The following is a 23,468-nucleotide window of genomic DNA, read 5'->3' as shown; positions in this document are numbered from 1 at the left end:
GAGTGCTGAGCGGCGCTCATTGTAAAAGCCACAGGCCAGCACCACCTGGTACCTGCCGGGATTTTGACAATCCGCGCCCCTGGGAGTCATCAGTAAGCAATGAGATCACGCTCTGCACCCAACACCTGTATAACCATACAGTATATTCTTTAAACTTGAAATCTTTCTCTGCACAATTTATGATTCGTTTTGTGATGAGTGCTGAGCACCCCGTTCACCAAACGGTCACCAGCCGGTGAGTGAACAGAAAAAAGGATTTGGCGTTGCTGCCAAATCCTTTTTTATTGCCCGCAGTTTAACCCGCGTATCAGGACTTATCCGCCGGTAATGTCACCCAATAACCCGGCTGATACGGCAGTGGCAGGAACTTCTCGTGGAATTCACGGAAAGTGGCGTCCGGATCCAGATCGGCAAACAGCTCCGGATGCAGCCACTTCGCCAGTGCCTGAATGGCGACAAACTGGTATGGACTGTCGTAGAACTGATGCCAGATCGCATGGGCGTTACCGTTATGCGCCACCGGCAGGGTTTTAAAGGCATCGCGCATCATCAGCGCGCGCAAACGTGCTTCCGCTTCTTTCGTGTCAGCCCCCGGCCCCACACCGACCCATTTACCCACGGTGTTGTAGTTCTTCCAGTTGGCTCCGGTCACGACCACCACATCCGGTTGGCTGGCGATAATCTGTTCAGGATTCAGGGTGCCAAAGGTGCCAGGGATCAGGTCTTTCGCGATATTGTTGCCTCCCGCCAGTTCCACCATCTGACCAAAGTTCTCGTTACCAAATGACATGCAGCACTCGTCGGTATAACCACCGGCACGATCGATCATCACTTTCGGGCGTTTGCCGTTAAAGTTCTTCAGACGATCGGTCACTTTGGCAATCTCGGCGCGGCGGAAAGCGATGATCTCCTCCGCACGTTGTGGCTTGTTGACCAGCTCACCCATAATGCGGATGCTCTGCTCCGCGTGCTCCATCGGCTTCTCACGGAAATCGATAAACACCACTGGGATGCCCACCGCCTGCAACTTCTCAATCAATTTGCCTTCATCGGTCGCCGCTTTCGATTCCAGGTTCATTAACACCAAATCGGGTTTGAGGGTCAGCGCCTGCTCAACGTTGAAGGTGCCATCTTTCGCACCGCCAAAAGTGGGTAACTGCTTGATTTGCGGGTAGCGTTTTTCATACGCCATGTAGCCATCGAAATCCGCCTTGTGGAAATCATCGCGCCATCCCACCACACGTTGGAAAGGGGCTGCGGTATCGAAGGCCGCCAGCAGGTACATCTGCCGCCCTTCCCCCAGAATGATACGTTTTGACTCCTGCGCCACCTCAACCTGCCGCCCGGCAACATCGGTAATAACTTTGGCGGACGCATGACAGGCGACCGTCAGTAACCCCAGCGCTAACATCCAATTCTTCATGTGATCTACCCATACAGATGATAATGATTATTATTAATGCATTTCGCGGCGTCACTATTACCTGGCGGAAGCAAAATGAAAAGCCTTGGCGACACATTTTTTTACATCCTCCGCGCTGTGTCGCCGCTCACAAAACGTGCGCCTTTCGTGAAAACGCTCACAACACCCCATGCAATTGCCCAATTTATCGCCGCGATTTACCGCATTTTGGCTAATGCGTAAACAAAAGGTGAACGCTAGATTAAAAAATGAAACAACGTTTTAATTTTTCATTAACACCCAGGTATGGGTATGTATTCCCGGAGGAGTTGCCGTGAAGATCAGCGCTATTGATGTCACCCTGTTCAGTTACCCCACCCGCCGTGTATCGGACAGCGCCGGGCATTCGCATCCCGGACCGGAGAGCGATGCGCAACTGGCAATGCTCACCCTGACCAGCGAAGACGGCCATTGCGGCTATGCCTTTGCCCCAGCGGAAGTGATTCGCCCGCATGTAGTCAACGCCTTCTTCCGCAAAGTGTTGCTGGGACAAAACGCCTTTGACCGCGAGCGGTTATGGCAGGATTTGGTGCACTGGCAACGTGGCAGCGCCCATCAGTTAACCGAGCGCGCCCTGTCGGCGGTGGAACAGGCGTTGTGGGACCTGATTGGTCGCAAGCTGCAACTTCCGGTGCATAAACTGCTTGGTGGCTACCGCGAAACCATTCCCGCCTATGGCAGCACCATGTGTGGCGATCAACTGGAGGGTGGTCTCTCGACCCCCGATGAATACGCGCAGTTCGCCGAGCAGTTGGTGGCGCGCGGCTATCGCGCGATTAAGCTGCATACCTGGATGCCGCCGGTGTCGTTTGCTCCCAGCCCGACCATGGATATCAAAGCCTGTGCGGCGGTGCGTGAAGCGGTTGGACCAGATATCGCCCTGATGCTCGATGGATACCACTGGTACAGCCGCAGCGATGCCCTCACCATCGGTAAGGCACTGGAAAAACTCAACTTCACCTGGTTTGAAGAACCGATGGAGGAAGAGAGCATGGCGTCTTATGCCTGGCTGGCCGATAACCTGAGCATTGATGTGCTCGGCCCGGAAAGTCTCGGCGGCAAACATCACAGCCGCGCTGACTGGGTGCGCGCCGGAGCCTGCGACATTTTGCGCGCCGGGGCCAACGGCGTGGGTGGGATCTCGGCCACCCTGAAAGTCGCCAGTCTGGCCGAATCCTTTGGTATGGATTGTGAAGTCCACGGCAACGGTGCCGCCAGCCTTGCGGTCGTCGGTGCCATCCGCAACTGCCGCTGGTACGAACGTGGCTTGCTGCATCCGTTTCTCGACTACGAGCAACCGCCTGCGTATCTCAACAGCCTGGTCGATCCCATGGATAACGACGGCTTTGTCCATCTGCCAACCCGACCCGGACTGGGGGAGGATATCAACTTTAGTTGGATTGAAACCCATACCCTGAATCGCTGGTAACACACCGACACAAGCAGTACGGCAAACAACAATAAACCTCTGACCTGCTGGACTTTGCTTATGAATCTTTTGCTCCGTTGCACAGCGTGCTGCGTCGCGCTGCTGCTGCTGGCGGCCAGCCCCGGTTTGCGGGCCGCCACGCCGGATGATCAGCTGATCATCGGCATGAATATGAACAACCTGTTAACCCTCGATCCCGCCGCGATGACCGGTAATGAGGTGGTGGGTATCGTGGTGAATTTGTATGACGGACTGGTGGAGCTGGACCCACGCCAGCTTACCCACGTGCGTCCGGCGCTGGCAGAACGCTGGGAGATCAGCCCGGATAATCGTCAGCTCACCTTCCATCTGCGTGACAATGTCACATTCCATTCTGGCAATCCGCTCTCCAGCGCCGATGTGGTATGGTCGATGCGCCGGGTGTTGCACCTGAACCTGGCCCAGGCGTCGGTGTGGAAATCCTACGGTTTCAGCAAAGACAATGTTGACCAGATGATCACCGCACCTGACACCCGCACCGTCGTCCTGCATCTCCCCAAGCCGAACGATCCCACGCTGGTGCTGTATTCACTGGCGGCGCTCGGCAGCATGGTGGTACTGGACAGCAAAACCGTACAGGCGCATGCCAGCAACGGTGACTGGGGCAACCGCTGGTTGACCACCCATGAAGCCGGTTCCGGCCCGTTCCGCCTGGATGTCTGGCAGGCGAAAGACGTGCTGCGCATCAACCGCGATCCTGACTACTGGCGTGGCGTGCCGAAATTGTCGCGCGTGGTGTTCCGCCATTTGCAGGAGTCGCAGACGCTGCGCCTGATGATGGAAAAAGGTGATATCGATATTGCCAGCAACATGGCGATCCCGGATGTCAAAGCGCTGCGTCACGATCCGGATCTCAGCGTGGATGCAGTGCCCAAAGGCACGATTTATTATCTGGCGATGAGCATGAAGGACAAGCATTTCGCCAGTGCCAAAGTGCGCGAGGCGATACGCTATCTGGTGGATTATCAGGGCATCAATAAAAGCCTGATGGCGGGCTATGGCGAACTGCATCAGCGTCCGATCCAGGCCGGGATGCCCGCCACGCTCCCCGACCCAGGCTACAAACTGGATATCCCCCGCGCCAAAACGTTGTTGGCGGAAGCCGGTTATCCCAACGGGTTTGATACCACCCTGCGCGTGCTGGCTGACCAGCCGTTTCTGAATATCGCCATAGCCATTCAGTCCACGCTGATGCAGGGCGGCATTCGCGCCAAAATCGTCACCGGCACCGGTAACCAGATCTACGGGGCGATGCGCGAGCGACAGTTCAATCTGTTGGTCGGGCGTGGCGGCAGCGGCGTGGAACCGCATCCCCACTCCAGCCTGCGCTCGCTGGTCTACAACCCGAACAACGCCGATAGCGCCAGACTGACCAATTTCCAGGGCTGGCGCACCGGTTTCTACGACGCCCAACTCAACCAGATGATCGACCAGGCACTGCTGGAGCGCGACAGCGCCCGACAGCAGCAGGATTACTTCGCCATTCAGCGCCGCTATGACCAACTGATCCCGGCGTTGATGCCGATTTCACAAATGGTCGATTCGGTGGTGGTGAATAACCGGGTACAGGATTATATCCCGCACCCTTCCGCCACCACCTTCTTACGTGATGTATGGAAAACACCGGATAGTCTGGCGGGAGGTACACCATGAAACTGACGCGAAGCCACTGGCGGCGCATCCGTAGTCGTGGGTTGCAGGTGCTGATCACTCTGATGGGACTGCTACTGTTAACCTTCTTTATTGGCCGCGTGATGCCGCTCGATCCGGTACTGGCGATTGTCGGACCGGATGCCGATCATGCCACTTATCAGCAGGTTTATCATCAGCTTGGCTTTGATAAACCCTTGTGGATGCAGTTTGCTATCTACCTCAATGGCCTGCTGCACGGCAATCTTGGCATGGCACTGCTGACCGGCCAGCCGGTGATCAACGATATCCTGCGCGTCTTCCCGGCCACGGTGGAACTGGCGACGCTGGCGATTGTGATCGGCACCGGTTTGGGTGTGCCGCTCGGCGTCTGGGCAGCGGCACGGCGCAATGGCGTGGTGGATTATGTGGTGCGCATCATCAGCCTGGCGGGTTATTCCACACCGATTTTCTGGGTCGGGATGGTCGGTTTGCTGCTGTTCTACGCCCATCTGGGCTGGGTTGGCGGAGCCGGACGGGTCGATTTCAGCCTCGACGGCTTAGTACCGCGCCGCACCGGGCTGTTGTTGGTTGATGCCTTGCTGGCGGGTAATGGCAGCGTGTTCGCCAGTGCGATCAATCACCTGATCCTGCCCGCTTCCCTGCTCGGCTTTCACTCGCTGGCGTATATCAGCCGCATGACGCGCAGTTTTATGCTGGCGCAACTGTCGCAGGAGTTCATCCTGACAGCACGCGTGAAGGGACTGACCGAGTGGCAGGTGATCTGGCAACACGCCTTCCGCAATATCCTGGTGCAACTGCTGACGGTGGTGGCGCTGGCCTACGGATCGCTGCTGGAAGGCGCGGTGCTGATCGAAACGGTGTTTTCCTGGCCGGGATTTGGTTCCTATCTTACCGGCAGCCTGATGCTGGGTGATATGAATGCGGTGATGGGCTGCGTACTGGTGGTCGGCCTGATTTTTGTCCTGCTCAACCTGGTTTCTGACCTGCTTTATCAGGTATTCGACCCGAGGACTAAAGTATGACGATTTCGCTGGATACCCCTTACACCAGCGCGGCGCAGGAGCGGCTGGCGCGCTGCCGCCGCTTTGCGACCCGTAGCGGCCAGTTTATCTGGCGCATGGCCTGCAATCCACTTACCGCGATTGGCGGCGCGATTATCCTGTTGTTGCTGGTGACAGCGCTGTTTGCGCCGTGGATCGCGCCCTACCACCCGCTGATTCAGGATCTCAATAACGCCCTCAGTCCCCCCAGCGCCCAGCACTGGTTTGGCACCGATGAGTTTGGTCGCGATATCTTCAGCCGCCTGGTATGGGGGGCGCGCATCACGCTGTATATCGTGTTGCTGGTGTCGGTCACGGTCGGCCCGCTTGGCCTGCTGCTTGGCGTTAGCGCCGGCTATTTTGGCGGCAAGGTGGATAGCGTGCTGATGCGCGTCACCGATATCTTTATCTCCTTTCCCAGTCTGGTGCTGGCACTGGCCTTTGTCGCCGCGCTCGGTCCCGGTCTCGAGCATGTGGTGATCGCCATTACCCTCACCGCCTGGCCGCCCATCGCCCGTCTGGCGCGTGCCGAAGCGTTGTCGCTGCGTCAGGCGGACTTTATCTCGGCGGTGCGGTTACAGGGCGCATCTCCGCTACGCGTGCTGTGGAAACATATTGTCCCGCTGTGCCTGCCGTCAGTGATTATCCGTATCACCATGAATATGGCAGGCATCATTCTTACCGCTGCCGGGTTGGGTTTTCTCGGCCTCGGCGCACAGCCGCCCGATCCAGAATGGGGCGCGATGATCGCCAGCGGTCGTAGCTACATGCTGGAGTGCTGGTGGGTGGTGACGGTGCCGGGTCTGGCGATTCTGGTGAACAGTCTGGCGTTCAACTTCTTAGGAGATGGCTTACGTGACATCCTCGATCCCCGCAGCGAGTAAGGCCCAACCCTTGCTCGACGTAGCAGATTTACAGGTCAGTTTCGCTCATGGACGCCACCTTACCCCGGCAGTGCGCGGCGTCTCCTTCCAGCTTGGGCAGGAAAAACTGGCGATCGTTGGCGAATCCGGTTCAGGTAAATCCACCGTCGGCCGCGCCCTGTTGCAGCTGCATCCACGCAGTGCGCAGATCACCGCCCAACGTATGCAGTTTGCCGGGCTGGATCTGCTGCGCGCCACCCCGGCCGAGATGCGTGCCATCCGCGGTAAACGCATTTCGATGATCATGCAGGACCCGAAATACTCCCTCAACCCGGTGGTACGGATTGGTGAACAGATTGCCGAGGCCTGGCGGAGTCATCATCCCGGCCAGCGTGACGAGGCCCGTCAACGCGCACTGGCGATGCTTGATGTGGTACGCATCCGCGATCCGGAACGGGTGTATCAGCTTTATCCGCACGAAATCTCCGGTGGACAAGGGCAACGCGTGATGATCGCCATGATGCTGATTACCGACCCGGAACTGGTGATCGCCGATGAACCCACTTCGGCGCTGGATATTTCGGTACGGTTGCAGGTGCTGGGATTGCTGGATGATTTGGTGAAGCAACGCGGTCTGGGGCTAATTTTTATCAGCCATGACATCAATCTGGTGCGCCATTTTTGTGACCGGGTACTGGTGATGTACGCCGGGCGAGTGGTGGAGTCGTTAGCCGCCGCCGAGCTGGATCGCGCGCAACATCCCTACACTCAGGGATTACTGGCGGCGCTGCCCAATATCGACCAGCGCCGTCCACGGCTGCCGGTGCTGCAACGTCAGGCTAGCTGGCTGCAACCTTAAGGAGAACAGATGATCGAGGTACAGAATCTTAACCTGAGTTTTGGTGAGGATGAACAGCGCCATCAGGTGCTGTTTGACGTCAACCTCCTGGTGCGGGAAGGTGAAATCTTCGGCCTGGTGGGTGAGTCCGGTTCCGGCAAAACCACGGTCCTGAAGTGTCTTGCCGGGTTATTTAACCACTGGCAAGGCGCGTTGATGATTGACGATCAACCGCTGACACAGCGCATCACGCGCCAGTTATGCCGCAAAGTGCAGATGGTGTTTCAGGACCCGTACGGCTCGCTGCATCCGCGTCATACCATTGGCGATATCCTTGAGGAGCCGCTGCATATTCATGGTATCAGCCAGCGCCAGCAACGGGTGATCGCCATGCTGGAAAAAGTCGGGCTGAACCGTGCCTGGCAAACGCGCTACCCCCACCAGCTTTCCGGTGGTCAGCGACAGCGCGTGGCGATTGCCCGCGCCCTGATTCTGGAACCACGCGTGTTGCTGCTGGATGAGCCGACCTCGGCGCTGGACGTGTCGGTGCAGGCGGAGATCCTGAATTTGCTGAGTGATTTACAGCAACAGGAAAATCTGACGTACCTGATGGTCACTCACGATCTCGGGGTGGTGGCGCATCTGTGCCATCGGGTGGCGGTGATGCAACACGGCAAAGTACTCGAAACGCTGGGCGTGGATGCGTTGGTGGCGGGACAGGCGGCGGTGCCTTATACGCAGATGCTGGTGGACGCGAGTCGACATCCACAACTGACAACCCATTGAGGGCGTAACGGCGCGATGCATCGCGCCGTTACGGAGAGGTGTGGCTTAAGCCACCACCTCACGCACAAAACGCGCAATCTCGTCGTTCTGTCCATGCTCAAACAGACAATGTTGCAGTCGCGGACCGCTCAGGGCTGTTTTTACCAGTTCAGGATCTATCGCACGCAAGGTGTCGAGATAATTTTCTTTAACCACCGCGGCTTTCACCTGGTTAAGGATTCCGGCGTTACGCACCTGTGGCTCTTTGCGTTCTGGCGGATAACCCAGACCTTTCTCTCCGGTGAAGGCTTTCTCGAAGATAAAGCGCAGGTTGAGTTCCGCACCCCAGCCAAAGCCTTTGGCAAAGGGCAGTGACAAGGCGTTACCGTTGTTAATTTGGGCAAACAGATAAGCGTCAGCCGGATCGATGCAGTAGCCACATACCACGCCAGGATGGATGTTCAGCGACATCAATGCACCCTGCCCGGTGCCGCAACCGGCGATAACGAAATCCACTGCTTTGCTGTTCAGCAGCACGCTAGCCATGATGCCGAGATGAATATAGGTCAGATGATGATCCTGCTCGTCGCTCATGCCGACGTTGAACACCTGATGGCCCAGCGGTTGTGCCACCGTCTCCAGTTGAGTTAACACGGTGGCGTTTTTGGCCGCCTGGCTGTTTTCCATCATTAACGCGATTTTCATGATCCATCCTTCATATTAAATTGAAACACCGTTTCATTTTAATCAAAGAACAGTAAAATGCAGCAGTGAAATGCCCTTTTGCTTGTGAGTTATGTCACACAACTGCGAGGAATGACGATGTTTATCTACCGCAATGCCACACAGGTTGAAGATTTGGGAAATGGCGTGACCCGCCGGGTGCTGGCACACGGTGGCCGCATGATGGCGGTGGAGGTCAGTTTTGAACAAGAGGCGATTGGCCCCTTGCATCACCATCCGCATGAGCAGCTGACCTATGTGCTTTCCGGGCGCTTTGCCTTCACCATCAACGGTGTAACCAAAGAAGTGAGTGCCGGTGACACCTTATATAAAGCGCCAAATGTGGTGCACGGCTGTGTCTGCCTTGAGGCAGGCACGCTGCTGGATACCTTTACCCCGCAGCGTGAGGATTTTCTTGGGTAAAGATGCGCGATAAATCGCGCGGTTTTTGCCTGGTTAAACAATATCATCCACCACGCCGCCATCGACGCGCAGTGCGGCACCGGAGGTGGCTGAGGCCTGGGTGGAGCAGACATAGACCACCATGTTTGCCACTTCATCCACGGTGGCGGCCCGCTGGATCACCGAACTTGGGCGCTGGCTCATCACAAACTCTTTTCCCAGCGTCTCCAGCGATTTACCGGTGCGTTGCACCTCATCCGCCATCATGGTGGCAAAACCATCCGAAATCGTCGGACCGGGTAACACGCTATTCACCGTCACCCCGGAACCCGCCACCACTTTCGCCAGGCCGCGCGCCAGCGACAGCTGCGCGGTTTTACTCACACCGTAATGCACCATATCCACCGGGATATTGCGCGCTGATTCCGAGGAGATAAACACCACGCGACCCCACCCCTTCTTCACCATATCCGGCAGCAACGCGCGTGACAGTCGCACGCCAGACATCACGTTGGTCTGCCAGTAGGCCTCCCAGGTATCATCATCGGTGGCAAAGAAATCTTTTGGACCAAAGATCCCGGCGTTATTCACCAGAATATCGATGGTGGGCAATCCCTTCAGCAAAGTCTCAACGCCCTGCGCGCTGCTCAAATCGGCGATATGAGTATGGATTTTGGCCCCCGCCACCGCAGCATTGAGTTTTTCCCGCGCCCGGCTGACCGATGCCTCACTGCGCCCGTTCAACACCACTTCTGCTCCGCTCTCGGCCAACCCCTGAGCGATGGCAAACCCAATGCCGCCGGTGGACGCCGTGATTAACGCTGTTTTACCGTGTAGATCGATTTTCATCACATTCTCCATGTTAGTTACGATACCTGCACACGATCGGAAAGCCTGGTTGATACACCACACACTGCATTAACGAAACATGCTTTGTAACCAAAGAGTTTGCCAATAGCGGACCAAACGCAGCCACACTCAATGTTTTCACTCCCGTGGGACCACATCATGAAAACCCTTGCCTTTGCCGCACCGGGTGCGATGGGCGCGGCAGTTGCGGCGGTGCTGACCCAGCACGGCGTGCGCGTCATCAGCCCGTTAAGCCAGCGATCTGCCGACTCACAACAACGCGCCCAGGCCGCGCACATTATCGATGCCAGTGAAGCGGCGCTGTGTGACGCCGACATTATTTTTTCCATTCTGCCACCGGAGTTTGCTCTGCGCTGGGCGCAGCAGATGGCTCCGCATTTACAGGCGGCGGCGCGTAAACCGCTGTACGTCGATTGCAACGCCATCAGCCCGGAAACGCTGCAACAGGTGGCGGCGGTGATTGAAGCCACCGGCACACCCTTTGTTGATGGTGCGATCATCGGGCTGCCGCCGGGCGAGCAAAATCCGGGCGGGCCGCGTTTCTGGTTTTCCGGCCCCCATGCCAGCCAGTTAGCGGATTTGAGCGAACTGGGCCTGCGCGTGCGGATTATGCCGGCGGAAAACGGCGCGGCGTCGGCGCTGAAAATGTCCTACGCCGGGATCAATAAAGGCATCACTTTGTTAGTGTCGGCGATGCTGATTAACGCCAGTCGTGTCGGTGCGGCAGATGCGTTACATGAAGAGATGGCTGAGAGCCAGCCACAGATCCTGAAAAGAATGAAAAAAGCCGCCCCGGATATGCTGCCAAAAGCCTGGCGCTGGGCGGCGGAGATGGATGAAATCGCGACGCTGAATCAGGGCGAGTTGGCAACCGATCGCCTGTATCAGGCCTTAGGCGAGGTATGCCGCCAGTTGGCTGCCGACCACCAGGGAAACCAGCAACTCAGCGCCCTGCTGGCGGCATTCTTTCAGCCCGATGCGGATAGCGCCCGCGTCGACTGACGCTGCAGTTGTCGTTGCAACCAGGCCTGCGCGGCGGCCACATCCGGGGCGCGGGCATCCAGCTGCAACACCGGCCCCAGCGCCATCGGCTGCGCCCGCTCCGCCAGTTGCCGCAGTTCGGGCAGATACTCCGCCCCCGGATGCCCCGGCATACGCTGTTCCAACCGTGCCTGATAGCGTGCTACCACCTCATCCGGGGTGATTGCCATCCATAGCTCCAGCACCCGCGTCACCCCTGCGTGCTGCAATCCCTCCTCCAGCACCGCTTTGGGCTGAAAACCAAACCAGGCATCGATCAGATACACGCAGCTTGCCGGTGCCTGTCCGACAATCTTCCAGATTGCCTGATACGCCGCACAGCCGAGCTGACGGTTACGCAGGCGATCCACCGGCGCAAAGCTGGCCATAAATGGCTCTTTCAGGCTATCCAGCGTCAATACCGGCAGGCCAAACTGCTGGGCCAGCGCGCGCGCCAGCGTGCTTTTACCCGAGGCGGGAATGCCGTTGACCAGCACCACGCATTTTTCTTCAGTGGGGGTTGTCATAAGATGTCTATTACCTCCGCCGCACTGCTGGCCTTGCGCAGCCGTACCAGCGTTTCCTCATCCTCCAGCATCGTGACAATCGCGCGGATGCCCTCCTCGATATGCGCATTACTGTCACGCGCGCCAAACATGATGACGATATCCGCCTTGTCGCTGCCGTCGAACGAGACCGGTTCCTCCAGCACAATCAGGCTGAAGCAATCCTTCAGCACCCCGGTTTCTGGCCGGGCATGAGGAATAGCAATCCCTTCTTCAAACACGTAATACGCACCGTGCGTCAGGGTGTTGGCGATCACCGCCTCGGGATAGGAAGCGTTGACATAGCCGCCCTGCACCAATGGCCGGGCAGCGAGACTGATCACTTCCCGCCAGTCGCGGCTGGCAACCCCCACCTGAATCGCATTCGCCTCCTGCAACAGTTGTTTGATGCTCATACCGCCTCCTTAAATCGATTTGCGGATGGTATTACGCAGCTCATCGATTTTGACGAACAGCGGATCAATCTCCTGACGAAAACGGCGGCTTTTGGCAAATAAACTTAATGCCCGATTATATTCCAGCATTAATTGCTTTTGCGTGTCACCCGCCCGTGGATTATTTTCCAGCTGCTGCTCCAGAAGATTAATTTTCTCGCTGATGCTTTCAGCCTGACGATCTATTTCCTGCTGATCCTGCCCGTTATTTTCCGGGACCTTTTTCCTGAATCCAAACATAGCGTCTCCTGCCCCGAGTGGCGCCAGGGCACCTCAGGTTAATACGTCATGAAAGATGCTTAGCGGAATAACTGAATTTTTTCGACTAATACGTCGGTAACGGCATCATTAGCGGGCACAAGGAAATTGCGCACGCTGTCGTTTACTTTGCCCTTTTCGAAGGTCTGTTTACAGCGCGCCACCCATTGCACATTCATTTCTGTGCCAACGTTCACCTTTTCGATGCCGCTACGCACCGCCAGACGCATATCTTCATCGCTGACACCGGTACCGCCGTGCAGGACCAGCGGCGTGTGCGTCGCTTCGGTGATATCCGCCAGCCGCTGATGCTGAATATGCGCTTTGCCAGTGTATAAACCATGTACCGTACCGATGGAGATCGCCAGCATATCGACCCCGGTTTCAGCGACAAAACGCTTCGCATCGTCCACGGTGGTGAATGAAGTTTCGTTCATCTCCACCGATTTACCATCTTCAGAACCGCCGATCGCCCCCAGCTCCGCTTCTACCGAGACGTGCAGCGGGCGCGCCATATCGATTACCTTGCGCGTATTGGAGATGTTCTCGTCAATCGGCAGATGTGAACCGTCATACATCACCGAACTAAAACCCGCATCCAGCGCCGTTTGGATCGCATCAAGGTCGGAACAGTGATCCAGATGCAAACAGGTTGGCACATTGCGGCTTTCCGCCAGTGAGCGAATCGCGTCGACCAATAATTTATGACCAAGATATTTCGCCGTGCCGGTTGAGATCTGAATCATTAATGGGCTATTGGTTTTTTCGGCTGCTTTAAAATAAGCCGGTAACATCTCCAGACAGTGTAAATTAAAGGAACCCAGCGCTTTAAATTCACGTTGTTTAGCCACCTGTAACAGATCGGTAAAGTTATAAAGTTTCATGAATATTTTCCTCGTGAGGCTTAGTGGATTTTCCGTTAACAAACCAGGCGATCAGGGTAATGAAGACAATAAACAGGGCGACAAACAGCCAGTTATTCTGGAAGGCATGGCCGAGCACCAGGCCGGTACTGATCACGTCAGAATCGCTGAAGGTGACGCCGGTGAAACCGTAGCTTTCCAGCATCGGCACCAGAATGGCGGGCAGCAGCGTAATAAACAGCCCGTGGACAAAACCGCCGATCATCGCACCGCGACGGCCACCGAGCGCGTTACCAAACACCCCGGCAGTGCCACCGGCAAAGAAGTTGGTCAGCAGTCCCGGCAAAATCATCGCCAGACCGAACATCGGGAACACCAGCATGCCGACGACGGAACCGAGGGTGGTAGCGAGGAAGCCAACGATGACGGCATTCGGCGCATAGGGAAACATCACCGGGCAGTCAAGGGCCGGTTTGGCATCCGGTACGATACGCATCGCGATACCGCGGAACGCAGGCACCAACTCATTCAGCAGCAGACGCACGCCGCTATACAGCACAAACACCCCGCACACGAACTGAATCGATTGCATAAAGGCGTACATCAGGTAGTTCATACCGTTGCTGTACTTGGCAATAAACGCCGGGCCTGCCGCCACAGCCGGGATCAGGTACATCGGCACCATCACCACCGCCATCGACAGATAGGTGTCTTGCAGGAATTTGAAATTATCCGGCAGTTTCAGGTCTTCGGTGGAACGCGAGCCTTTCCCCACCACTTTCGCCACCGCCGCCGTGACCAGATAGCCAATGGTGCAGAAGTGACCGAGGGCAACATCATCCGAGTCGGTGATGCGGCGTACCACCGGTTGTGCCAGCGCGGGCATCACCACCGCCATCACGCCACCAAAAATGCCGCCAGTAAGGATCAGAGGTAAGCCTGTCAGCCCCGCTTTGTAGCCGATCACCGCACCGATGGTCGCCATCCACAACAGCGCCTGTCCGGTAAGGAAGATGTATTTGAACGGTGTCAGACGGGCAATGATGATGTTGACGATAAAGATCACCAACAGCGTCAGCGCCACTTCTGAACCCAGCTCGCGGTTCGCTAACCCGGCAATGGCGGCAACGTCGGTGATATAACCTTGCATGCCAAAGCCGTGGGTAAAGATGGTATTCAGGAAGGTCAGCGTACCCACAATGATGTTGATACCGGCCATCATAATTAAGAAACCGAGCAGGGTTTTAAAGGTGCCTTCCACCACCTTCCCTGCGGATTTTTTTTGCAACAGCAGACCGACAAGGGCAATAAAGGCGATCAGAATCGATGCCTGCCCCAGCAGATCTTTGACCAGGAAGTTAATAACACTATTCATGGCTGGCAACCTTCATGTTGTGTTCTTTCATAAACGCCACGATCTTTTGCTCAATTTCCGCCTTATCGGTCAGCTTGTTGAGAATAATCACGCGCTTCATCTGTTCCGGGCTGGCATCGGCATTTAATACATCGGCAAACGCTTTCTGCGTTAAAATCATGTCGGATTTAAATGCATTGGCTTCAGAAATGGTGGTGTGATCGATATCTGCGTCAATTTCTAACTTCTTTAATACCGCTTTGGCGCTCATTTCGATGGCGAAACTGGACCCCAGACCACATCCGCACACACATAATATTTTCAGCATGGCTATCTCCTCACAGAATATGCAGTTGTTTAGCGAGTTTGTAATGATGCCCTTCGGTGTCAACCAGGCGTTTTTTCATGCTTATTAAATCAATGGGTATCGGTTTATTGCTGCCATTAATAATGACGGCTTTATTGCGCATTCCCGACTGAATACAACGCGCCACTTCGCTGGCCATAATGGTGCCCTGATAAATTTCTTCACAGGTGGGTTCGCCATTACGCAGGCTGTAACCGATGATGGTTTTACGGATACGCACACCAATCAAAGGTTCAAGTTGTTTGATTAAGGTATCAATCGCGCCCTGAAATCCTGGCGAATATTCACGGGTGTAGGCTTCCGAGCACAGGATAACCACGCTGTTCTGCTGCGCCAGCCGGGTCGTGATGCGCTGTGCCAGCTCTGGCGTTGGAATCTGACACTCGGGGATCAGAGCAAAATCCGCATTGGATTTAATCGCCGATTGCAGAGTTAACTCCCCGCAATATCCCCCCAGCAGTTCCACCATAAATACACGACCGGGTAAACCGCGACCGGTGTTACGTAATTTCGCCACTTCCTTAAGTACCTGCTCACAGGCGGTGGAGAAACCAATGGTATAATCGCTACCAAATACGTCGTTATCGATGGTCATGCCGACGCCAAAACAATTGACGCCAAATTCGCTCAGGATATGGAGAAATTGTAGCGAACCATCACCACCGGCCATGATTAACACATCAATCCGTAGCGATTTAAGTTGTTTCGCTATGGATTCATATTCCGGGCGAATTAATTTTCGCGTTGGCCGTCCTGATTGCATCACCGGAATTGCCGCGATGGCATAATCCACCAGCTCGCGCTGCGATATCTCTTGATGTTTATTTTCCAGCAGACCAGGAATGCCGCCATTAAATAACACCATATTCGCCTGTGTTAAGCGGGAAATCTGAAAGATAAAGTTATTTATGCCGGTAACATCGCCACCGCTGATCACCATACCAATTCTCATTGTCCTGATCCTTACGCTGCGCTTCTGACAGCCATTCTTCCGATGAAGAGGATTCTTATTTGCAATGAAGATCACATTTTTGCCACGAATTTATTATTCTGGATCATTGACAACGGTATTCAATGACTCAATTTTGTGATTTAAATCACATGAGAAATATTTCCAGACATGATGAATTATCATGATTTTCATGGTGTTATATTTAGTTTGCGCCGTTTAATGTCCATGCGGATTTAACAAATTAGCGGTCTTTTTTCTTTCCCTCTATTTTGTGATACTCCGCGCATTTTTATCCGTACGCTGAGAATCCCCCGCGAGAGATAAAGGGATAATGCTTCAGTGCGTTATTTTAACGTTAGTGCCGATGAATGATTGACATTGCGCCTTGTCCGCTTGTCCAATAACCCAGCAGACACATGACACAGAAGAGAAAACATGACATCCCCGCAGGAAATGTTGCGTCAACTGAGTGACGTGGTAGGTGAAAAACAGCTGTTAACCCATTCTGATGATAAGGCCTGGTACACCAAAGGATTTCGCGTTGGGCGCGGTGAGGCACTGGCCGTGGTGCTCCCCCAGACCTTATTACAACTTTGGCAAACCCTTCAGGTATGCGTGGCGCACGACGCCATTATTCTGATGCAGGCATCAAACACCGGCGTAACCGGCGGCTCGACACCGGACGGCAACGATTACGATCGTGAGGTGGTGATTGTCAGCACCCGCCAGTTACAGGGTGTGCAGGTGATCGACGAAGCGCGTCAGGTAATCGCCTTCCCCGGCACCACCCTGACGGAACTGGAGCAGACCCTGCAACCGCTGGGGCGCGAGCCGCACTCGGTGATTGGTTCCTCTTGCATCGGTGCCTCGGTGGTCGGCGGCATCTGCAATAACTCCGGTGGTTCGCTGATCCGTCGTGGCCCGGCGTTTACCGAAAAATCGTTATTTGCCCGCATCCATGACGATGGTCGTCTGGAAATGGTCAACCATCTCGGCATTGCGCTGGGCGACACGCCGGAAGCGATGCTGGAAAACCTCACCCGCCAGCAGTACCAAACCGGTGAGCAGCCCGACTGGCAGGGCCGAATCTGGGCGGATGATTACGCCGACCGCCTGCGCGATGTCAGCGCCGACAGCCCTGCCCGTTTTAATGGCGACCTGCGTTATCTGCATGACAGTTCGGGTAGCGCAGGTAAAGTGGTGGTGTTTGCGGTGCGTCTTCCTACCTTCGAAGCCAGTGCCGGCAGCGACACCTTCTATATCGGCACCAACGATGAAACGGTGCTGGTGGCACTGCGGCGTTATCTGCTGGGCCAGATGAGTGAATTGCCGGTGCAGGCGGAGTATATCCACCGTAACGCCTTTGACCTTACCGTGCGTTACGCCAAACATATGTATCTGGCGATCCGCAAACTCGGCCCGCAGGCGATTCCGCGCCTGATGGCAGGTAAAGCCAAATGGGATGTGCGCGTCAGCCACCTGAAATTCCTGCCGCGTAATTTTGTTGATCGAGTGCTGCAATTCTTTAATCAGATCACCCCACGCTTTGTGGCTCCGCGCATCATGGATTATCGCAGTCAGTATGAGCATCATCTGATGATCAAGGTAGAATCAGCTCAGACCGCCGAATTACAGGGATTGCTGGAGAGATTCTTTGTCAGCCACAGCGGCGACTTTTTCCACTGCGATGCACGCGAAGCGGCAGATGCCTTCCTGGTACGCTTCGGCGTGGGCGGCTGCACCATCTCCTACTGTGATGCACTGGGCTACAACCCGAATGAGCGTCTGGTGGCGTTTGATGTCGCATTGCGCCGTAATGATGATGCCTGGCGTTTAACTCTGCCGGACCACCTGGCGGCGCAGGTGCAGGTGGATTCCTGCTGCGGGCATTTCTTCTGCTACGTTAATCATCAGGATTATGTGCTGAAGGCGGGCGTGGATGCGAAGGCGTTTAAAGAAGCGGTGAAAGTGGTACTGGAGCAGCGTGGGGCGAAGTACCCGGCAGAACATAACGTCGGCCATCTGTATCACGCATCCTGCGATCATGTGGCGCACTGGAAACAACTCGATCCGACCAACAGCTGTAATCCGGGGATTGGCAAAACCAGTAAGAAGAAATTCTGGGCGGAGTAATGATTGCATGACTTCGTAGCGGCGCGATTTATCGCGCTGTTCCGTGCACGATACCAGAGAAATCCGCGCGATAAATCGCGCCGCTACGGAATAAATATCCGATAATGAATGGCAAATAACGTGTTATTAAAGAGAGGGATCTCAAATGTCCGCAATCGAATCAAATTTCACACCTGGAACACTTTATACCGATGATTCATACATGTCGGTTGAACAAATCTATCCAGGCATCTATTCGCATATAACCGAAGTCGTACAGTCGCCGGTCAACATGACGTCGTTTTCACTACCCGATCAGGCCGCAGCAGTTCATTCCCCAGCCAACAATAACGAGATGCCTGTCTGGTCTTCTACGCCCGGCCGAGCGTGGTTCCAGAATAATTGGCTGTTGCAGAGCAGTGACAAATCGGTCATTAAACGCACGCCATCAGAACTATTCTTTTTGCATCCTAACGGAATTATCACGCGTCTGACTACGACGGGTAAATTCAAGATTGAACTGGAAGGGGGGTGTTATTTCAGCTATCAAACGGAGCAGACTGGGTCCGTGGAGTCTGAAAACTGTCTCTTTTCCTCACCAAAAATTCCTTCAGATAACTACAGCCCCCAGCAAGTTGGAGCGTTGCGGGATTTCTTTTTTAGCTATGACATGTTTCTGCTGCTGAATGGGGATCTTAGTCAAGAAACGGTGATAGATATAGCCAATAGACTGATTCCCGGTCAGATTGATTCCAGCAATCCACTCCATACCTTAATTATGGATTTGCGTGGCATCTGGCATGAGATCGATAAGAATGCGACGGTCCATCAAGCATTTGATTTTATCAATGAGAAATCACATCCCGGTGAACTGCTTACACAGGAGGGGGATAATAAAATATTTATCCGTGGTCACGACCAACAATGGCATCAAATCAAAGTTGATCTACCTGAGCTTAAGCCGTTTGGATTTATTGCTTAATGTGTCACGGTGCGATAAATCGCGCCGTGACAGAGGGTGATTATTTCGCGTAGGCTTCGGTCGAAATGGTCAGCGTGACATCGTCGCTCACCGCCGGAACATATTTATCCAGCTTAAAGTCAGAGCGCTTGATGGTGCCGGTGGCATCAAAACCAATCGCCTGCTTCTTCACCATCGGATGCACGCCCTGCTGGTTCAGCGTGGCGTGCAGCGTAATCGGTTTGGTGATGCCTTTCAGGGTCAGATTCCCTTCGACATCAAACTTGTTGTCGCCCTTCGCTACCACTTTGGTGCTGTGGAATACCGCCGACGGATATTTCGCGGTGTCGAAATACTCTTTGCCGAGAAACTCTTTGGTCAGCGCCGGGACATGGCTATCGATCTGGGTGATCGGCAGCGTAACGTCAACGCGTGACTGCTCCGGGTGGTCCTTATCAAATACCAGCGTGCCTTTGCTATTCGGGATGTCGGCAGTCGGATGAGAGAAACCGAAGTGGGTCCAGGTGACAATCACCGAGGTGTGTTCCGGGTTGAGATCGTAGTGCATGGCAGCCGCCTGTGACAGCGGAGCGTACAGAGTAGCGGCAGCCAGCAACGGCAGTGCGAAGCGAGTAACGTTTTTCACGGATGTTCCTTTTTGCTCAGAATATGCCTTGAGTGTCCGGCATTATGCCGCGCAGGAACAGTGAAGAGTTTTGGCTGATTTTTTCAAAAAAATTCAGCAATATCAATATGAAACAGTTGCCTTCAGGGACAATTCAGCGTCTGACTTAATGCCACCAGCACCCGCCAGTGACAACGACCGCGCAGCAAACGCTGATGGAGTTGTTGAAGCTGTGTCAGGCAGAGAGCATCAATGGCGTCGGACGATAATTCCGCCAGCCCTTGTTGCTGCCGCAATGTCCGTAACGCCGCCGTCGCGTTATCCACGCTGGTCGTCTGGTTGCGCAATGTTGTCTGCAAAGCCGCGAGATCGACGTCAGCAACATCAAGGGCACGCAGGAAGCGTTTGCAATGACCGAGAAGCGTTCGCCAGGGAATATCGGGAGATTGCAACGCCAGCATGATGCCATCCACATCCGCCACCCGCTGGTAGCGCGCCGACACCACATAACCAATGTGTTGTTCAACCCGTAGGCGCTGGAAAAAGCGTGGTTCATAAATCAACGCCAGCATACGCAACGCGGCCAGCGAGGCATCATCGGCGGCGGTCAATGGCAAAAACAGCAGCAGCGCCTGGTCACGACCTGAGCACGGGATGGCGGTCACGCCTGCGATTAAAGATGGCTCAGCCGCGGCTGCGGCCAACGGCAGGTCACTCAACACCCGCGCAATGTCCTCAGCCAACGCCGTATCGCTGCCACTCCAGGCCGCCTGCCAGCCAACCGCCGCTGATGTTGTCAGCAATTGGTGCGGCAACGCTGCTAACAACTGACGAATAACGATGCCATCAGCCGCATTCACCGTTTGAGGTTCAACCACGGTATGCAACGCCTGCACTGTCTGTTGCACCGCAGCCAGCGCCGCGTCATGATCTTTCGGCAGATGCAGGGTCAGTTGCCAGCTCCCCTGCACCTGCTGCCAACTCCCACGCCCGCCGCTATGGCGCAACGCAGCGAGAATGGGACGCAGCAATGGCTGACGCGCCCCGGCAAGCTCATCGCTCAACGGCTGGTAAAATGCCGGACGCAGCAGCAGGGTCTGCTGTGGTTCAACCGGCACCGCACGCAGCATGGGGAAAGCCTGGCCAGGCAACGCATGCAAACTCGGCGGCTGCGCCAGTGGATAAAACCAGCATGGCAGTGTCGAGGCTGGCACCTGCGCCGGTGCGGGCCAGGCGGCAACCGTGAGGTCGAATCCCTGGGTGTGGCGGGTTATCGCGTCACCCCGGCCCTGGGTCAGCAATCTGCGTGGCTGGCATTGTTGCAGGAGCCGGAGCCAGTCACTAAAGCCAGCAGCAGTGCCCGGTGCGAAGCCGGTAGAACGCCCACGCAGTTGCTCCAGCGGCGCCAGTTGTCCGAAGTCTTCCTGTGCCAGCCGCTGATAATGGTGACGTTGTGTGGTATCGGTTTGCATCAGGTCGCTGAGGTGCTGTTGGAACTGCGCTTCGATGCATTGAGCCTGCCGAGTGCTGAGGGTGCGCGCGGTAAATTTCAGCGCCAGCCAGCTGTGTCGGGTATCACGCCATAACCATTGCAGGCTGATATTTTCACACAATCCGGCGGCGCGCAGTTGTGCCAGCAGACTGCCAGGGGCTTCATCGAGCCAGAACTGACGGCACAAGGTGACGCTGTCACGTAAAATATCGGCGCTGTCCGGCAAGATAAAAGTCAGCCAGAAGGCTTCTTCGCCCGCCAGTGGGATATGCCGCTGCGAGATGCCGCCTGATGGCGGTGGCAACGCCATGACCGGTGCGGTGCCCGGCCTGAGTTGCTGACCATAGCGTTGCGCCAGCTGTTCCAGCTCCGTCAGAGATTGCGGGCCTTGCAGCCTCAGCGTCATGTTCTCCGCCACATAATGCTGCTGATGAAACGCGCGTAACGCCTGCTGCAACTCTGTGACGTTGTCACCAAAAGCCGCCAGGCTACCGACCCGAAAACGCCGCAACGCCGCAGGAGCAGCGGGCATATCCAGCAGCGCGGCCTCACTCAGGGTGGCAGCATGGCGTTGCAACAGACGGTACTCAGCATCAATAACGGCACTTTCCTGCCGGATGGCCTCCTCAGTCAGACGCGGGGCCGCGAGCATATCCAGCAGACGCGCGACGCCTGCTTCCATCGCTCTGGCCGGAACCTGAAAGAAAAATGCGCTGTCGCTGAGTTGGGTAGTCGCGTTGACCTGACCGCCCTGTTGCTGCACCCACGGCATCAGGCGCTGGTCATCAGAGATGCCTGCGCTGCCGCAAAACACCAGATGCTCCAGCAAATGCGCCAGCCCAGGCCAGCGGTCCGGCTCATGCAGGCTGCCCGCCGCCACCTGCACCAACGCGGCAGCATCGCGCGCACCAGGTTGCTGGTAGAGGTGACAGCGCAGGCCGTTTGCCAGTGTCAGGCTGCGCGTGGTCATCAGAGAATGCGCTGCTTGTAGATCAGCTGCGAGTTGGTACGGTTACGGAATTGCAGCTGGGCGATTTTGATATCGCTACAGCTGGCTTCGCGCCGGGCTTCGAGGATTTTGCCGTGGTGCGGCGATTTGCTGCACACCGGATCAGTGTTATCGGCGTTGCCGGTCAGCATATACGCCTGACAGCGACAGCCGCCGAAGTCCTTCTCTTTTTCGTCACAGGAACGGCACGGCTCCGGCATCCAGTCATAACCACGGTAACGGTTAAAACCGAATGAGTTATACCAGATGTCGTCCAGACTCTGCTCCAGCACCGATGGGAACTCAACCGGTAACTGGCGGGCGCTGTGGCACGGCAACGCCGTACCTTCCGGCGTGACGCTGAGGAAGATTGATCCCCAGCCGCCCATGCAGGGCTTCGGACGTTCTTCGTAATAATCCGGCGTGACGAACAACAGGTTGGTCAAGTTGTCGCTGGCTTCCATGCGCTGGCGATACTCAGCCACCACTGCTTCGGCACGGGCGATTTGCTCGCGTGTCGGCAACAATCCCTGACGATTAATATGTGCCCAGCCGTAAAACTGGCAGGTTGCCAGCTCGACATCATCGGCTTCCAGCTCGATACACAGGTCGATAATTTTATCGATCTGATCGATGTTATGGCGATGCAACACGAAGTTCAGCACCATCGGATAACCGTGTGCTTTCACTGCTTTCGCCATCTCCAGCTTCTGCTGGAAGGCTTTTTTCGACCCGGCCAGCGCGGCGTTCAGCGTTTCGTCACTCGCCTGAAAGCTGATCTGAATATGGTCCAGCCCGGCATCAGCAAACGCATCCAGTTTGTTTTGCGTCAGGCCAATACCCGAGGTGATCAGGTTGGTGTAGAAACCGAGATCGCGTGCTGCCTTGATCAGTTCGGGTAAATCTTTACGCGTCAGCGGTTCACCGCCGGAAAAACCGAGCTGCACACTGCCCATAGCGCGTGCCTGACGGAACACCTCAATCCACTGTTCGGTGGTCAGCTCTTTTTCCTGCTGGGCAAAATCGAGCGGGTTCGAGCAGTACGGACACTGCAACGGGCAGCGGTAAGTCAGCTCGGCCAGCAGCCACAGCGGCGGCGTCACGCCGTTTTTATTCGGGTTCACGACACTGGATCCATTTCTGTTCAATAGCGGACTGCAAAAACGCTTTTACATCTTCATCCACACCACCCGCATCCGGGAAGCGCGCATTCAGCGTCGCGATAATCGCGGCGACATCCTGTTTGCCGGTCACCAATTCGAGGATGGCGGTGGCGGTTTCATTCAGCTTCGCCATGCCTTCCGGGTAGAGCACAACGTGGCTCTCCTGTGCCGGTTCCCATTGCAGGCGATAGCCACGGCGGAACGCGGGGATCAGATTATCTTTCATCTG

25 protein-coding genes are annotated in these 23,468 nt (G+C 55.7%); 11 read left to right on the top strand and 14 right to left on the bottom strand.

Features of this window, described 5'->3' with window-relative positions:
* Positions 1–307: 307 nt before the first annotated feature.
* Positions 308–1,423 (bottom strand): ABC transporter substrate-binding protein, encoded by a 1,116-nt coding sequence (locus AC6I8W_RS10100; RefSeq protein ID WP_497838022.1) that lies wholly within the window; start codon positions 1,421–1,423, stop codon positions 308–310.
* Positions 1,424–1,498: 75 nt separating this feature from the next.
* Here AC6I8W_RS10100 and AC6I8W_RS10095 point away from each other — a divergent pair, with 75 nt between their 5' ends.
* From AC6I8W_RS10095 to AC6I8W_RS10065, 7 genes are all read left to right on the top strand, one after another.
* Entirely contained in the window at positions 1,499–1,645 is a 147-nt protein-coding gene (locus AC6I8W_RS10095; RefSeq protein ID WP_497838021.1) for a hypothetical protein, read from the top strand.
* Positions 1,646–1,736: 91 nt separating this feature from the next.
* Entirely contained in the window at positions 1,737–2,891 is a 1,155-nt protein-coding gene (locus tag AC6I8W_RS10090) for a mandelate racemase family protein (protein WP_497838020.1), read from the top strand.
* A 60-nt stretch (positions 2,892–2,951) separates the two neighbouring features.
* Positions 2,952–4,583, top strand: a complete 1,632-nt coding sequence (locus AC6I8W_RS10085) for an ABC transporter substrate-binding protein (protein WP_497838019.1) — start codon at positions 2,952–2,954, stop codon at positions 4,581–4,583.
* Positions 4,580–5,605, top strand: coding sequence for an ABC transporter permease (locus AC6I8W_RS10080; protein WP_497838018.1), 1,026 nt, complete (start codon positions 4,580–4,582; stop codon positions 5,603–5,605). Before AC6I8W_RS10085 ends, AC6I8W_RS10080 begins: the two co-directional genes overlap by 4 nt.
* Positions 5,602–6,507: an ABC transporter permease gene (locus AC6I8W_RS10075; protein WP_497838017.1), complete on the top strand. Its 906-nt coding sequence runs from the start codon at positions 5,602–5,604 to the stop codon at positions 6,505–6,507. Before AC6I8W_RS10080 ends, AC6I8W_RS10075 begins: the two co-directional genes overlap by 4 nt.
* Positions 6,479–7,345, top strand: a complete 867-nt coding sequence (locus AC6I8W_RS10070) for an ABC transporter ATP-binding protein (RefSeq protein ID WP_497838157.1) — start codon at positions 6,479–6,481, stop codon at positions 7,343–7,345. Before AC6I8W_RS10075 ends, AC6I8W_RS10070 begins: the two co-directional genes overlap by 29 nt.
* A gap of 9 nt (positions 7,346–7,354) precedes the next feature.
* The gene (locus AC6I8W_RS10065) at positions 7,355–8,110 is read left to right on the top strand and encodes an ABC transporter ATP-binding protein (RefSeq protein ID WP_497838016.1); all 756 of its coding nucleotides are present in this window, start codon (positions 7,355–7,357) and stop codon (positions 8,108–8,110) included.
* Between the two features lie 45 nt (positions 8,111–8,155).
* On the opposite strand, the gene AC6I8W_RS10060 is transcribed toward AC6I8W_RS10065, so the two are convergent.
* Positions 8,156–8,794, bottom strand: a complete 639-nt coding sequence (locus AC6I8W_RS10060; RefSeq protein ID WP_497838015.1) for an RpiB/LacA/LacB family sugar-phosphate isomerase — start codon at positions 8,792–8,794, stop codon at positions 8,156–8,158.
* Between the two features lie 117 nt (positions 8,795–8,911).
* Between AC6I8W_RS10060 and AC6I8W_RS10055 the strand changes: the two genes are divergently transcribed.
* On the top strand, positions 8,912–9,235 hold the full coding sequence (locus AC6I8W_RS10055; protein ID WP_497838014.1) for a cupin domain-containing protein: 324 nt from the start codon (positions 8,912–8,914) through the stop codon (positions 9,233–9,235).
* Positions 9,236–9,268: 33 nt separating this feature from the next.
* On the opposite strand, the gene AC6I8W_RS10050 is transcribed toward AC6I8W_RS10055, so the two are convergent.
* Positions 9,269–10,063, bottom strand: a complete 795-nt coding sequence (locus tag AC6I8W_RS10050) for an SDR family NAD(P)-dependent oxidoreductase (RefSeq protein ID WP_497838013.1) — start codon at positions 10,061–10,063, stop codon at positions 9,269–9,271.
* A 159-nt stretch (positions 10,064–10,222) separates the two neighbouring features.
* On the opposite strand from AC6I8W_RS10050, the gene AC6I8W_RS10045 reads away from it, so the two are divergent.
* On the top strand, positions 10,223–11,086 hold the full coding sequence (locus AC6I8W_RS10045) for a DUF1932 domain-containing protein (protein ID WP_497838012.1): 864 nt from the start codon (positions 10,223–10,225) through the stop codon (positions 11,084–11,086).
* Here the strand turns inward: AC6I8W_RS10045 and AC6I8W_RS10040 are convergent.
* Genes AC6I8W_RS10040 through AC6I8W_RS10010 form a run of 7 tightly spaced genes read right to left on the bottom strand, consistent with a single transcriptional unit; the run spans position 11,053 to position 15,898 of the window.
* Entirely contained in the window at positions 11,053–11,631 is a 579-nt protein-coding gene (locus AC6I8W_RS10040; RefSeq protein WP_497838011.1) for a P-loop nucleotide/nucleoside kinase family protein, read from the bottom strand. The genes AC6I8W_RS10045 and AC6I8W_RS10040 overlap by 34 nt on opposite strands.
* Complete coding sequence (locus AC6I8W_RS10035) at positions 11,628–12,065, bottom strand: PTS sugar transporter subunit IIA (protein WP_497838010.1); 438 nt, start codon at positions 12,063–12,065, stop codon at positions 11,628–11,630. Before AC6I8W_RS10035 ends, AC6I8W_RS10040 begins: the two co-directional genes overlap by 4 nt.
* A 9-nt stretch (positions 12,066–12,074) precedes the next feature.
* Positions 12,075–12,344 carry a hypothetical protein gene (locus AC6I8W_RS10030; protein WP_497838009.1) on the bottom strand — a complete coding sequence of 90 codons (270 nt, stop codon included), beginning with the start codon at positions 12,342–12,344 and terminating at the stop codon, positions 12,075–12,077.
* 59 nt (positions 12,345–12,403) lie between these two features.
* On the bottom strand, positions 12,404–13,246 hold the full coding sequence (locus tag AC6I8W_RS10025; RefSeq protein WP_497838008.1) for a class II fructose-bisphosphate aldolase: 843 nt from the start codon (positions 13,244–13,246) through the stop codon (positions 12,404–12,406).
* A complete protein-coding gene (locus AC6I8W_RS10020) occupies positions 13,233–14,600 on the bottom strand; it encodes a PTS sugar transporter subunit IIC (RefSeq protein ID WP_497838007.1) in 1,368 nt (455 codons plus the stop codon). Before AC6I8W_RS10020 ends, AC6I8W_RS10025 begins: the two co-directional genes overlap by 14 nt.
* A complete protein-coding gene (locus AC6I8W_RS10015; protein ID WP_013508968.1) occupies positions 14,593–14,907 on the bottom strand; it encodes a PTS sugar transporter subunit IIB in 315 nt (104 codons plus the stop codon). The genes AC6I8W_RS10020 and AC6I8W_RS10015 overlap by 8 nt, the downstream gene beginning before the upstream one ends.
* Before the next feature lie 10 nt (positions 14,908–14,917).
* Positions 14,918–15,898: a 6-phosphofructokinase gene (locus tag AC6I8W_RS10010; protein ID WP_497838006.1), complete on the bottom strand. Its 981-nt coding sequence runs from the start codon at positions 15,896–15,898 to the stop codon at positions 14,918–14,920.
* Positions 15,899–16,333: 435 nt separating this feature from the next.
* Between AC6I8W_RS10010 and dld the strand changes: the two genes are divergently transcribed.
* Both dld and AC6I8W_RS10000 read left to right on the top strand, forming a co-directional pair.
* Positions 16,334–18,031: a D-lactate dehydrogenase gene (dld, locus tag AC6I8W_RS10005; protein WP_497838005.1), complete on the top strand. Its 1,698-nt coding sequence runs from the start codon at positions 16,334–16,336 to the stop codon at positions 18,029–18,031.
* A 145-nt stretch (positions 18,032–18,176) separates the two neighbouring features.
* Positions 18,177–18,992 carry a hypothetical protein gene (locus AC6I8W_RS10000; RefSeq protein WP_497838004.1) on the top strand — a complete coding sequence of 272 codons (816 nt, stop codon included), beginning with the start codon at positions 18,177–18,179 and terminating at the stop codon, positions 18,990–18,992.
* Between the two features lie 40 nt (positions 18,993–19,032).
* On the opposite strand, the gene AC6I8W_RS09995 is transcribed toward AC6I8W_RS10000, so the two are convergent.
* The 4 genes from AC6I8W_RS09995 to pqqD all read right to left on the bottom strand — a co-directional run bounded on the left by AC6I8W_RS09995 (position 19,033) and on the right by pqqD (position 23,465).
* Positions 19,033–19,617, bottom strand: coding sequence for a YceI family protein (locus AC6I8W_RS09995; protein WP_497838003.1), 585 nt, complete (start codon positions 19,615–19,617; stop codon positions 19,033–19,035).
* A gap of 122 nt (positions 19,618–19,739) precedes the next feature.
* Positions 19,740–22,058 carry a pyrroloquinoline quinone biosynthesis protein PqqF gene (pqqF, locus tag AC6I8W_RS09990; RefSeq protein ID WP_497838002.1) on the bottom strand — a complete coding sequence of 773 codons (2,319 nt, stop codon included), beginning with the start codon at positions 22,056–22,058 and terminating at the stop codon, positions 19,740–19,742.
* Positions 22,058–23,200, bottom strand: a complete 1,143-nt coding sequence (gene pqqE, locus AC6I8W_RS09985) for a pyrroloquinoline quinone biosynthesis protein PqqE (RefSeq protein WP_497838001.1) — start codon at positions 23,198–23,200, stop codon at positions 22,058–22,060. The genes pqqF and pqqE overlap by 1 nt, the downstream gene beginning before the upstream one ends.
* The gene (gene pqqD, locus AC6I8W_RS09980; protein WP_021183376.1) at positions 23,187–23,465 is read right to left on the bottom strand and encodes a pyrroloquinoline quinone biosynthesis peptide chaperone PqqD; all 279 of its coding nucleotides are present in this window, start codon (positions 23,463–23,465) and stop codon (positions 23,187–23,189) included. The genes pqqE and pqqD overlap by 14 nt, the downstream gene beginning before the upstream one ends.
* Between the last annotated feature and the right edge of the window lie 3 nt (positions 23,466–23,468).

The organism is Pantoea sp. X-Soil-TKNS-1211, from assembly GCF_059730495.1.
The sequence above is the reverse complement of the archived record's forward strand: the minus strand, read 5'-3'. Positions and strand labels throughout refer to the sequence as shown.